The sequence below is a fragment of the Romboutsia sp. 1001713B170131_170501_G6 genome, assembly GCF_015668195.1.
In the GTDB taxonomy this organism is placed as follows: Bacteria; Bacillota; Clostridia; order Peptostreptococcales; family Peptostreptococcaceae; genus Romboutsia_C.
This window is the reverse complement of the sequence record NZ_JADPFC010000011.1, coordinates 29,769-42,021: the sequence shown is the minus strand read 5'-3', so window position 1 is coordinate 42,021 and position 12,253 is coordinate 29,769. Positions and strand designations below refer to the sequence as shown.

17 protein-coding genes are annotated in these 12,253 nt (G+C 26.9%); 1 reads left to right on the top strand and 16 read right to left on the bottom strand.

The features are described from left to right. Nucleotides 1-878: 878 nt before the first annotated feature. Nucleotides 879-1,208 (top strand): HTH domain-containing protein, encoded by a 330-nt coding sequence (locus I4U89_RS14365; RefSeq protein ID WP_195940973.1) that lies wholly within the window; start codon nt 879-881, stop codon nt 1,206-1,208. A 173-nt stretch (nt 1,209-1,381) separates the two neighbouring features. Here the strand turns inward: I4U89_RS14365 and I4U89_RS15900 are convergent, their stop codons facing one another. The 16 genes from I4U89_RS15900 to I4U89_RS14290 all read right to left on the bottom strand — a co-directional run bounded on the left by I4U89_RS15900 (nt 1,382) and on the right by I4U89_RS14290 (nt 12,127). Further along, nucleotides 1,382-1,504: a hypothetical protein gene (locus I4U89_RS15900; RefSeq protein ID WP_279311333.1), complete on the bottom strand. Its 123-nt coding sequence runs from the start codon at nt 1,502-1,504 to the stop codon at nt 1,382-1,384. Between the two features lie 1,219 nt (nt 1,505-2,723). Next, nucleotides 2,724-3,554, bottom strand: coding sequence for an N-acetylmuramoyl-L-alanine amidase (locus I4U89_RS14360; protein WP_195940972.1), 831 nt, complete (start codon nt 3,552-3,554; stop codon nt 2,724-2,726). A 49-nt stretch (nt 3,555-3,603) separates the two neighbouring features. Further along, entirely contained in the window at nt 3,604-3,858 is a 255-nt protein-coding gene (locus I4U89_RS14355) for a BhlA/UviB family holin-like peptide (protein ID WP_195940971.1), read from the bottom strand. A gap of 72 nt (nt 3,859-3,930) precedes the next feature. Then, nucleotides 3,931-4,071 carry an XkdX family protein gene (locus I4U89_RS14350; RefSeq protein ID WP_195940970.1) on the bottom strand — a complete coding sequence of 47 codons (141 nt, stop codon included), beginning with the start codon at nt 4,069-4,071 and terminating at the stop codon, nt 3,931-3,933. A gap of 1 nt (nt 4,072) precedes the next feature. Beyond that, entirely contained in the window at nt 4,073-4,507 is a 435-nt protein-coding gene (locus I4U89_RS14345; protein ID WP_195940969.1) for a hypothetical protein, read from the bottom strand. 11 nt (nt 4,508-4,518) lie between these two features. Further along, entirely contained in the window at nt 4,519-5,064 is a 546-nt protein-coding gene (locus I4U89_RS14340; protein ID WP_195940968.1) for a hypothetical protein, read from the bottom strand. A gap of 16 nt (nt 5,065-5,080) precedes the next feature. Continuing rightward, entirely contained in the window at nt 5,081-5,749 is a 669-nt protein-coding gene (locus tag I4U89_RS14335) for a phage tail protein (protein ID WP_195940967.1), read from the bottom strand. Then, nucleotides 5,746-6,405: a phage tail protein I gene (locus I4U89_RS14330; RefSeq protein ID WP_195940966.1), complete on the bottom strand. Its 660-nt coding sequence runs from the start codon at nt 6,403-6,405 to the stop codon at nt 5,746-5,748. The genes I4U89_RS14335 and I4U89_RS14330 overlap by 4 nt, the downstream gene beginning before the upstream one ends. Then, nucleotides 6,405-7,565 carry a baseplate J/gp47 family protein gene (locus tag I4U89_RS14325; RefSeq protein ID WP_195940965.1) on the bottom strand — a complete coding sequence of 387 codons (1,161 nt, stop codon included), beginning with the start codon at nt 7,563-7,565 and terminating at the stop codon, nt 6,405-6,407. The genes I4U89_RS14330 and I4U89_RS14325 overlap by 1 nt, the downstream gene beginning before the upstream one ends. Continuing rightward, complete coding sequence (locus I4U89_RS14320; protein WP_195940964.1) at nt 7,558-7,860, bottom strand: hypothetical protein; 303 nt, start codon at nt 7,858-7,860, stop codon at nt 7,558-7,560. The genes I4U89_RS14325 and I4U89_RS14320 overlap by 8 nt, the downstream gene beginning before the upstream one ends. Further along, nucleotides 7,860-8,480 carry a phage tail protein gene (locus tag I4U89_RS14315; RefSeq protein WP_195940963.1) on the bottom strand — a complete coding sequence of 207 codons (621 nt, stop codon included), beginning with the start codon at nt 8,478-8,480 and terminating at the stop codon, nt 7,860-7,862. The genes I4U89_RS14320 and I4U89_RS14315 overlap by 1 nt, the downstream gene beginning before the upstream one ends. After that, nucleotides 8,471-8,668, bottom strand: a complete 198-nt coding sequence (locus tag I4U89_RS14310; RefSeq protein ID WP_195940962.1) for a hypothetical protein — start codon at nt 8,666-8,668, stop codon at nt 8,471-8,473. The genes I4U89_RS14315 and I4U89_RS14310 overlap by 10 nt, the downstream gene beginning before the upstream one ends. A 1-nt stretch (nt 8,669) precedes the next feature. After that, nucleotides 8,670-9,578, bottom strand: coding sequence for a phage late control D family protein (locus I4U89_RS14305; protein WP_195940961.1), 909 nt, complete (start codon nt 9,576-9,578; stop codon nt 8,670-8,672). Nucleotides 9,579-9,582: 4 nt separating this feature from the next. After that, nucleotides 9,583-9,792, bottom strand: a complete 210-nt coding sequence (locus tag I4U89_RS14300) for a tail protein X (RefSeq protein WP_195940960.1) — start codon at nt 9,790-9,792, stop codon at nt 9,583-9,585. After that, complete coding sequence (locus I4U89_RS14295) at nt 9,770-11,056, bottom strand: hypothetical protein (RefSeq protein ID WP_207744198.1); 1,287 nt, start codon at nt 11,054-11,056, stop codon at nt 9,770-9,772. Before I4U89_RS14295 ends, I4U89_RS14300 begins: the two co-directional genes overlap by 23 nt. A 444-nt stretch (nt 11,057-11,500) precedes the next feature. After that, on the bottom strand, nt 11,501-12,127 hold the full coding sequence (locus I4U89_RS14290; protein ID WP_195940958.1) for a hypothetical protein: 627 nt from the start codon (nt 12,125-12,127) through the stop codon (nt 11,501-11,503). Nucleotides 12,128-12,253 lie beyond the last annotated feature (126 nt).

The following is a 12,253-nucleotide window of genomic DNA, read 5'->3' as shown; positions in this document are numbered from 1 at the left end:
TAAAAAAGGAGCAAGAGTTATACTTTTGCTCCTTTTTCATGATGAAAATTTTAGAGTAATAAAAAATTTAAATGTATAATATCAAAAAAAATTTAAAAAATCAAATAAAACTACCTATAGTTATAAAATATTTTTTATTAAATTTATACTATGTCAAAAAGTCTACTTTATGAAATGCTTTATTTTTTATAAAGTTTATATTTCAAAAAAACTAGAAAAAATATATGAAATATTTCAAAAATAATAATACTATTTTTGACACAAAAATATAAATAAAAAAGGTAAATGAATTCATCAGAACTCATTTACCTTTTTGAGAAAAAAATAGATTAAATAATACATTTAATAAAACGACATTTATTTTGATAGTTAGCAACTATTTATTTAACATAATATCAAAATAAAATTTTAATGTCAAATGATTAAAAGGATCAGGTATATTACCTAATCCTTTTAATCACTTAACTATTTAAACGTATATGTTATGGAGATTTAGACTATTTTATTTTATATTAAAAAAAAATTAAATTCAATTAAAACAACATATCAAAAAAATAAAAAGGAAAATAAATCTTTAAACTTATTTTCCTTTGAAGTAAAAATCCATAGAAGATAATTCAAAAGTGACTTTAAATTACAATTTTAATACTATCAAAAAATACTTTTAAAGTCAAATACATTGAAATGACTAGATGATATACCAAATCTTTTATAAGATGTGTAAATATATAAAGTTCACATTATTTTATTATATAAAAAATCAATGAAATTAATATATTAATTTCAATTGTCAATAATTGTAATTAAAAATAATTTACTGTAAAAATTTGTAATGTTATACTTTTTTATAATAAAAATAAACTATAGGAGGATTTATTATGATTGATGATGAACGATTTTTATTTAAAAAAGATGAAGAAATAGCAATAAGTTTTTTAGAGAAACTTTATTATTTCATTGAAGAGTATAAATTTTCATTAGAAACTATTTCAAGACTAACTAGAATTGATTTAAAAAAATTAAATGAGTTTTATTATAATTCAGGTAAATTACATTATGATGAATTAAGCTTGATAAAGAAAGTTGTTGTATTACCATTTGAAAATGTTTTTGAAATTGCTGAACATAATTATGTACATGTTATAGAAATACAGAAAGAATTAAATAATTTGAAAAAACTAAATAGTTTAAAAGGAGAATTATCATGAAAAAATAAAAAGCACTAAGAATATTATTAGTGCTTTTTAATCTAAAAACTATAAAAATAAGAATATATTATAAAATAACTAGCATAAATATATTTATCTAGTGTATAATATAATCATAAAAGAAATTACAATCTTTTAGCCTAGAGTGTGATTTCTATTTAATTAGTTAAAAATTATTTTTCAGAATCACTCTTATTGCCAGTAAGAGTGATTTTTAATATATCATATATAAAAGCTCCAAGTATACTAATAAGTATAGCATCAGAGTTTTTTAAAAATAATATTAATATTTCCATACTTCCTCACCTCCTTCCTGTAAAGAAGTAGGTGATTTTTCTTTAGTATAGAAACCATCACTCTTAGATTGTAATTTCTATGTGTATTATATCATAAACATTATAATAAATAGAATATAAAATATTTCTATACATATAATATATATATCATTGCAAAGGACTTCGCCATTTGAAGTAAAAAGGACTAGGGGTGTACGACCTAGTCCTTTTTGTATTTATGTTAATTCGCAAATTTTGGGCTTAAGTATATTTTAGAGTATAAATATATATAGTTCAATGAAAACTACTTATAAAAAATAAAAAGGAGTAAAAATCATAACTTTTACTCCTTTTAGCCTATTACTAAATTTCAAAATACTACATTTTACTTCTATAGTTTGAAGGTTGATAAGTTCATTCTTATCAGGTTTCTCAAAATATATTATCCAAAATAGTATCTAATATTTATTTTAACTTCAAATATTCAATATGTACATACTAAACATATATTTTTAATAAAAAAGAGACTATACAATATATGGATAGTCTCTTTTTACTACATATACTTATGCAAAATACTTATAGCAAAAAATTACATCAAGATTATATACATAATATAACAACATTTTACAAAAAACAATAATATAAAGTTATTTATATATATTCTTTTTATAATATAATTATTTATAAAAAAATAAATGACTACCCTATTTAGGATAGTCATTTATTCCTCATAACAAATTAAGAAAGTATATAGTATGATTTAAAAAATACTATAAAAAATAAATAATGATTGTCTACAATATTATCAAAAGAATATTTTAAAGTCAAATGTTTTAACCTATTTTAAGATGCACAAAAAAAGGCTCGGTATATAAATATAATACCGAGCCTTTTTTTGAGAATATTTTCTAAAAAGATTTAATTTTTATATATAAAATAATATTATATTCTTAGATATTATTCAAGCAAAATAATAAACAAAAATAAAAAGGAGCGAGAGTTGGGCTCTCTGCTCCTTTAATGTTAGTTACTAGGTCTAACAACTACTACATTTTATTTCTGCAGTTCGAAAAAAACAATTCACCTTAGTTATAGATATTATTATAACTTATATAAAATAAAAAAGACTACTATTATATAATAGCAATCCTTTTTATTTTAATAGTTAAAATTAACTAATGTAGGAATATAATATTATCAAAAAAATATTTTTAAGTCAAATATTTTAACCTATGATCTATAACAATTCTATATAGTCTGTATGGATGTACCCAAGGCCTTTATTTCCTTTGTATCCTTCTATGCTTACCCATCCACTCATACAATAATTTAATTTAACAACATCATTTTTTTTCAATTTACCTATAATATTAAAATTAGTTCCTCTATCCCATCTAACATTTAATACATTTGCTGTAACTCTAGCTTTCTTACCTGTATAATCTCCATTTTTAAACTTATTTGTTGATGATACTTGACTAGTGTTACTATTTATTTTATTATCTAATTTTTCATTTAATATACCTTCAACTATTGCTTTTGCCATTGCTTTATATCCTACCTTTTTGTATAGTAAAACATCATCCTTATCATCTATAAAACAACATTCTATAAGTATTGCTGGTGCTTTTGTTTTTCTTAATACATAGTAATCTTTTTTAATTTTAACTCCTCTATTATCAAAACCTAATTTTGATATATTTTTACATATTCTTTCTGCAATATCTTTAGTTTTTTCATCATAGCAATATACTTCAACCCCTGCATTATCACCATCTCCGTCTTCATCATCTCGTCCAGAGTTAAAATGTATAGATACGTCTAAATCAACATCATGTGCATTACATTTGGCAACAATTTGAGATAAATTTTTATCCTGTGTTCCTGCTGAATCTACAGTACAATCATATGTAATATTATTTTCTTCTTTTAATAATCTTATAACTTCATCTTTTACATTTCTATCTTCAATAGATTCATGTATCCATCCGATACCATCGATATAAGAACTAGCTCCACTTGCTCCTTTTCCTTGTGCATCATGTCCTGCATGTATATTAGACTTCATAATCAATTACCTACCTTTTCTAAAATTTTATTTATTAAAAAAGAGCTACTTAATTAGTAGCTCCATCTAATTTATTTATTATTTCTTTAACATCTTCTTTTACTTCTTCTACAGTTTTAAGTTTCTCTGCCATTTCTTGCATTATTTTTTGATTATTAAATATTATACTTTGTAATTTATCTTCTCTTTCTTGTGCTTTTAATTCTCTTTCTTTATCTTCTTTTTTACTATAAAACAATAACCAACAGAACAGTATTGCAAAAATACCTTGTGTTAGCACAACATCATTAAAAAACTTATCCATAAATAAATTTACCCTCTCTACATCGTATTTAAAAAGGCTAGAAATTTAATAATTCTAGTCAATAAAAAAAGACTATGCTATGTAGTCTTCTCCTGTAATTTCTTTATATTCTTCCTCTGTTATTTTTCCACTTATAACAAACATTTTTACTTCTTCTTTAGTATATTTCTTTTTATCATAATATCTTTTTACTTTTTCAAACCAATCAATCATTTTAATTACCTCCCATCATAGCTATTTCTAAAGTTAAATCTGCTAAATCATTTTCTAGTGTCTCTAATCTTAAATCTTTCATTGCATTATCTAATAATAAATCAGCATTTTCTTCTTCTAAAGCAGATAGTTTATTATTTACCTCATTCTCCCAAGTTAAATTAGATGAATTATCAGGCATTGAAGGAGTTAAAAATATTAATTCTTTAGTTTCTAAATTAACACTAGTACACTCTTTACCATTAGCTAATTTATTAAATTCTCCATAGTTTAATTGTATTGATGATATTGTGTTTTTGTTTCTTTCACTAAGCTCAGGATATATACAACAATCTTCATCGAAAGTTGTATCTCTTGAAACATTAACTAAATCACCTATTACTAATAATGTATTTCCTGTTATGTTACAATAATATATTTTTGTTCCTACATTCATAAGTTACCTCCTTATTCAACTGCAATCCATTTTACAGTTATTTTTTTAGGACTATCTCCTCCAAAGCAAACAGGTATTTTAAATCCACCTTTAAATAAAGTTTCCTGTGTAATATTATATTTATGAAACAACATATACTGATTATCTGTATATGTTATGTAGCTATAATTTGAGTTTATATCTAGATCAAGGTAACATATAAGTATTTCTTCATAAATTGCCCCTAAAGGAGGTATTGTATAAAAGTAAACTTTACTAGGCTTAAAATCTAAATTTGTTACATTAGCTATATAAACATTCCTATTTATGTTACCTGAATCAGGACGTGAGTACGTTTTTCCTATAGTTAATGAACCTGTTGCTACTTTTTTTCTAGTATTAATTTCTTCCCTAACTTTTTCAATTAATACACTTAATTTTGAACCTGGTACAACATTCACACTTTTACCAATAAGTATACTTTCAAGTGTATCTCTATCTGCATTAGCTCGTGCAGCCTTTTTATCTATAGCAACAAGAACATCTTTCAAAGGTGTACTTATATCTAATTGAGCCACAATTATCACCTCCCTATTATAAGCATTTATCTAACTTATTGTGTATTGTTATAGCCTTTAATCTTTGACCGTTTAAATCTTCTTCAATTTGGTTAGATTTATTAAATAATTTTATTAATGCTTGATTTATATTAGCATCTTCTCCAAGTTCAAAGAGATTACCTAGGTCAGTTAATTTAACTTTTGTATCAACTAATTCAATATTATTTATTTTTTCCTCTAAATCTAAGATATCTTTTTTAGTTGCTAGTATAACTGTAGGATCTATTTTAAGAGTTACACTAGAGGTATTTGAGATTTCTAATACCATTTTAAGTATTAAATCTTTTACACTTCCATCTCCAGCAATAGGTTTATATGTTTCAGGAAACTTTCCTATAGCTATTAAGTTACCGTCTGAATCGACAGCCCCTACTTCCCTAACCATAAATCCACCATCAGAACCTGGTATTACAGCCTCTAATATTACCCAATTTGGGTTTTCGTCATCAATTCGTATTGAGCTAATATTACCTTCCCATAGTTTATTTTTTAGTTGTGTTTGTTCTTCAGTAGGATTATAATATGATCCATTACCATCTCCTACATGAAATTTAACTATATTTAGTTGTGTTCCTAATGCTGTAGCATTTGCTATCTTAGCTTTACCTATCTTAGTTAGAATTGTATAAAATTGCTCATTCATTTAATCACCTCTTTCTTAGGATATATAGTTGTGTTTTCTATACCACCATTATTACCTATAGCTATATGTAAAGTACCTTTTGAGTCTAAGTCCTTAGGGGACCAAGGAAAAGTAGTTACTTTTTCTCCAGATAGCAAAGAAGATGCTATATAAGTTGTATTTCTAGACACAGAGTATAGTTCTATTTTTTCTAAATGTGATCTAGTATTTTTTACAACATTAATAGACTCTTCAAACTTATCTAATAATAAATTTATATTGTTTTCTACTTCTATTCGTACTTTAAACATAAAAGGATCACCATCATACTCAAACCATTCTTTTAACACAGCATTACCAAATATAGATGTTAATAAAATTTCAACGGCAGCAGGTGTTCCTTTTAATTTATGTATTTTTTTTGCATTTTTTATTAGATTCCTCTTAACACTAATAGGAAAATCAACACTATAGAAATCAACATAAAATTGCCACGCCAATTCGTCTAAGGTATCATCATCAAGTTGATCTATTCTTCCATATATAAACGCAAGTTTAGCTTCTCTAGCAAGTTTTTTAAAAACAGGATTTAATGCTTTACACATAGCTATAGTAGAAGGATCTTGTTTCATGTGACTAGTTTGAAGGTCTAATAAATCTACATTATTAATATCCATTAGTCTAATCCTCCATAAACAACATTTATATTTCTGGCCTTAGCTACTTGAATATCCTTAATATCTATATGAGTAGGTGATATTAATTCTATTTTTCTAACTGCAGTAAATTTATCATTAGTTGTAGTTGAATAGGTTGCTGCATCTTGAATTCTGTATCTAAGTTCATCTGGGTTGATTGATTTCCCTAGATTAGATTGTTGCCAATTTATATATTCTCTTATAGCTCCTGTAGTTAGATCTAAGTTTTCACCTTCAATGGCTTTCCTATATATAGCTTCTTTATATGAGTGATTTCTATCTAAGTAATATGTCAAGTTAATATCATATTGTACTTCCTCACAACCTTCAACTTCAACATTATCAGTTAAAGGTCTTCTATCTCTTCTAGAGCAATCTTCAAGAACTTTATTAATAATCTCTTCTGTAGGAGTAACAGCTCCATCTAATAATATAACTATTTTAACAACTCCTGGAGATGGTGAAGTAGGTTTTGCATCAACAATACTTGGATGAGCACCTTTAGCGAAAGCTATATAAGCATCATCTGGTCCTGCTGTAGATAATGCTTTTTGAGATAGTCTACAACGTTCTCTATACCTTTCATCAGATTCAATATTCGAACCTCCTGCTGACATTTCAATATTTACTATTGATTCAACAAAAGGAATTAAATCCACCATTAAGTTTATTTGTCCTGGTATAAAACCATTAAACTCTGGACCTACTTTTTCAGCATCTAATATTCCTATAGCTTCTAATTGTCCTGAACATATAGTTATTTTTTCTCTAGTTTTAAAATAAATATTTCCATCAGGAGAAACTCTTGTATTAGCTGGTATTACTATATCAGTATCTTGAATTTTGCTTAGTTTACATTTACATTTACAACTAGCTTTTTGAGCTTCAAGTCTTTCTGTAAAAAATAAATCTTCTCCTATACCATCAAGTTTTTCACCTCTTGAGTATCTGAGAAGATTTTGTTTTGCAGAATCATTTATTTCATGTTTTATACCAACGATTAAAGGTGTTAATTGTTGTAAGAAAATACGCCTTTCATCTCCTGGATATAAAGGTTCACCAATTAACTCTTCAAAATCATTAATAATTTTTAAATTAATAGCTTTTGCATCTATATTTACAAAATTTATATCACTCAATATCTACCACCACCTCAATATCTATTTCTCCATTTGGAAGTTGCTTTACAAATACATTTTTAATTTTTGCCCTTGGTTCATATTCTTCTATTAAATCATATGTTTCTGATATTAATAGGCTTTGTACATCTAAAAAATTTCTATCTAAGTTTTCTGGGTTTCTTCCCATTACTCTATCGTATGCAACCTCATATCGTACTGTATTTAATATATTAATTATATTTTGTATAATTCTTTCATCATCAGTAGCATTCCAGTTTATATATGATTTATTTGAATTAATATTATAAAGCATTATCCATATAACTCCTTTTCTAGAGCTTCTATTTTACTATTATCACTTTTACTAGTTTTATTTTTGGATTTAGATTTTGATGCATTTTTATTTTTTCTTTTCTTACTTTTTTTAGATGACTTAGTTGTTCCAGCAGTAGATTTTTTTGAAGTACTTTTCGTACTACTTTTAGTAGTATCATTACTTGAACTAGATGTAGTAGTATTTTCTTCTTTCTTTCCTGCTCTTACATATTCTGAAAATTGAAGTTGAACTTTAGCTTTTAGATACTCTCCTGAAACACCTATTTTTGTTTCACTAACATCAACATTAGTTAGTAGAAATTTATATGTTGCTAAATTTCTATTACCAATTATTAGATGATATGGTATTTTAGAATCTTTTATTTTTTTCCATTCATCTATTTCATTTCTTACATCAATATTTTTCTGTTTTATTAATGAGACATTTAAAGACACTTTATCTAATCCAGGACCTTTTATATAAGTAGATGGTTTACTACCGTCTACTTCTTGTTCATCAATTTTTAATTCACTATTCATAGTAAATTCATCAAAAGTATATAAATGATTAGAGCTTACTTTAAATACTTTATTGGCAAAACTTCCTATTATTGACATTTTGCAATAATCACTCCTTCAGTATCAGTATAAAAAGCAACTACAACTCTATCACCTACACTTAATGTATTTATATCTATGTGGTATGCTAATTCAAGGTTATAAGAGACGGTTGACTCTTGAGTAGGCATTACGACTCTTATATTATTTGAATCAGTTATATTTGATATAACTCCTCTAATAATCATATCAATCCACCTTTCTAGCATATATATAGCTTCTATTTTTTATAAAATCATGCTTTATACTTTCTATAAAATATTTTCCTGAAAATGCTCCAACTTCTTTTATTTCAATAATACTTGAACCAGCTAAATTAGTATTTAAGTTTACACAAATATTTAAGGTATTAATATACTTGTTTTTATATTTAAGTATATTCTCACAAAATCTATTACCTTCTACAACAGATGAAACTCTTACTTTTGGCTTAAGAACACTTGCATTATCCAATGTATTGATAATTTCTGATTTTATATATTCTTTAGCAAAATATTGTATTTCACATTTAGAATAAGTATCTAAGTTACTTTTTCTAAATTTATATTTACCTATAAAGTCTTTTGGAGTAAATTCATCAATAGGATCTTTAGCTTCAAATAGATTTTCATTATATATAACGAGTTTATTATTAGTAACCTTAGCTCTATATCCTTCTAAAATACATCTAGACACTAAAAAAGAAAAATCTGTCTTATTAATCTGATCCAATCTATTATACGTATAGTTATTTATTTCATAAGTCTCAATCTTTAGATTTAATCTTTCAGCTATAGTTGATGCAAATTTCAAAAATGTTATATTTTCTAAAGTAGAGCATTTTATTTCTTTATATTTTCTTTTGAGTGAATTTGCTTTTATTATACATTTCCCACTATTTATATAAACAGTATCTACATACATTAAACCACTTGAAAATCCATCTTGGATTATCTCAATTGTTTCATCAGTATCTATATTCCATATTCTCCAGTTATTTTCTATATCTGATATACAGATTTCTAAGCTATCATAAATATCACCAGCATTATCGTTTATAATAGCTCCTATTACATTTAAATCATGAGATATATTTACTCCGTTAATTTTAACTATCATTTAATCACCTCTTCCAAGGTGGTAAAGATGAATTAGCTTCTATATCAAGTATAGGAATATTAAGTTCTACACCTTCATCAAATACTAATATAGTTCCGACATCTGGATTAGCTTTTATTATTTCACTAGCATAGTATTCATCATCATAAAAGTCTAAGGAGATACTATCAAAAGTATCTCCTTGTAATGTACTATATGTTAAATATTGTTTCATCTATATTTACCCTTTCACCATCTTCATTCATATTATCTATGAAATCCTTGAAGTCTTCAAAGCCAGATAATATCATTTCTTTTATTTGCTGTTTGTCATTACCTCCTGCATATATTGTAGGACTGTAAGTATAATAATTACCATCACCATTAGAAGATGTTGATCTTTTGCTTTTTAAAGAAATATTTCTAGGTTTTAAAGTTCCTAAAGGTTCTCTAGATACACCTTGATTAACTCCCAATATTCTACTAGTTTGTTCTAATAGTTGAATACTTCTAGGGTTATTTTTCTTTAAAGGTATTACAGCTTCTGGACCTGCTTCACCACAAATAGATGGTCGTGTTGCAATACCACCTTTTGCATACTTTTTCATTCCTTTTGATGATTTACCACCTTTTGAGTCTCCTCCTACATTAGGTATTTTAGGGATATTTATTAGTGGTATTTTATTTATAAGGTCTATAAGTGAATTTAAAGCGTTTATAACTGCATTACAAGCATCCACACCCCATTGTTTTAAGGTGCTAAAAAAGTTTGTAACAGAAGTTCTTACAGTTTCTGATGTATTCCATAGATATATAAGTCCTGCAACTAAGAGTGTTACTCCAATAATAACAAGTCCTATAGGAGAAGTTAAAAAGGCCATTACAGCACCAAAGGCTCCCATTACACCAGTACCTATAGCCACAGCTACGTTTAAAGCTCCTTGAGCTCCTGCTAATAAGAAGGTTTTAATTGCTGAGGCACCTTTACACACTGCATCCCAGGTATATAAACCAATAATACCTGCTGTTAATGCCATATCTTGCATTTTAGCAAATAATAAAGGTAAATATTGTGTTCTAGCCAACCTTAACATGCCTGCTAAATTTGATATAGTAGTTACTGCATTAGATACAAAACTTATAGCTTTCCATGTTAAAAAAGACATACCTATAAATCTAGCTATATTCATTATTTGTGGTCCATGAGTTAACATATAGTTACCTAAATTCATTAATTTAGGTAATGCTATATCTATACCATTTGATATATCTGTAGCAAATTTACCAAAACTCTTTTGTAATTCTTCAAATTTACCACTAGCTTGAAGTCCTTGTAATTTTTCACTTATTTGAACAGCCTTATCTTTAATAACATCAAAAAAACTACCCTTTACAACAAGCCCTTCATCACTTACACCAGCCATTTGAGCTAATCCTGACTTCCATACACCAGATATAGTACTCATAACTCCTTTAAAGCTATTCGCTTGTATTTGCATACCACCTTCAAATCGTTCTTTCATAAGACTCATTAATGAAGCATTAAAGGCTCTTTGATTTGTTATTTGACCTTTGTTATTTACAACTTCAAGGTCTCCAAGTTTTTTATTCGCTTGTTTTACTATTTGCTCTTTGGTAATTCCAAACTCTTTTACAAATTGTTACTACACTTTTTAAGTGTGAATAGGACATTTCTGCCTATTTCTATACATCACTGCATAGTTCGGACTATATCTTCATCCGTTCTGGATGCTCGGCGTATTTTATCTAATTACTTAAATAAAATGGGTGTTATCACCATATCTTTTTATAAAAAACTTAGGCTTCCCCTAGTCTCTACACCTTCCTAAAATTTCTTTATAGGCTTGGATCGGTATCATCTTTTATCTTTCGTAATAAAAAGACTTCCACCGAGTTTACCGAGTTTATTTTTTAGCATATCCCTATGCTACGAGGCTAAAAATTAACCTCTCGAGTTCTCCAGTTTGAGCATCAGCTACAGCTTCAACCGCTTGATCCATTCCTTTACCCATGGCGGCAGCCATATCTCCTATATAAGGTAAAACTTTTTGAGCTTCAAGACCATAACTTTGAAGTTTTACTGTTCCATCTACTATATCTCCTGTTTCAAAAGGTGTTTTATTAGCATAATCAACAGCCCATTTGAAGGTTTCCCCTGCTTTTTTGTTATCTTTCATAACTATGTTTAATGTGTTTCTATACTGCTCCATTGATGATGCTTCAGACAACATATCTTTAGAACCTTTGACGGCTAATGCAGCACCAGCAGTTGTTCCAGCTAATGCCATAGTTTTTACAGTTTTCTTTGCTTCACTAGCTGCATTTCTTAAATTTTTACTTAAACGAGAGGCATTATTAGATGCTGTTATAAGTCCTCTAGAGCATGAAGAGGTTCTACCTAAGGAGCTATTAAGTCTAGTTGAACTATTAGTAACAGTCTTAAAAGCATTTGAACTTTTAGATGCAAACTTAGTTACAGCATCAAAAGCTCTTTGAAGAGATGGATTAAGTTTACCACCAATTATTATATTAGTATTAAAACTTTTCATTATTCACCTCACTATTTTGATTTATTTCTAGCCTCTAATTCGTCGGCCAAATCAAAATAATATTCAACTAACTCTTTTATAGGCATTTCTAAACAGTCTCTTCTTGAGTTAGATGTTTCTAATGTT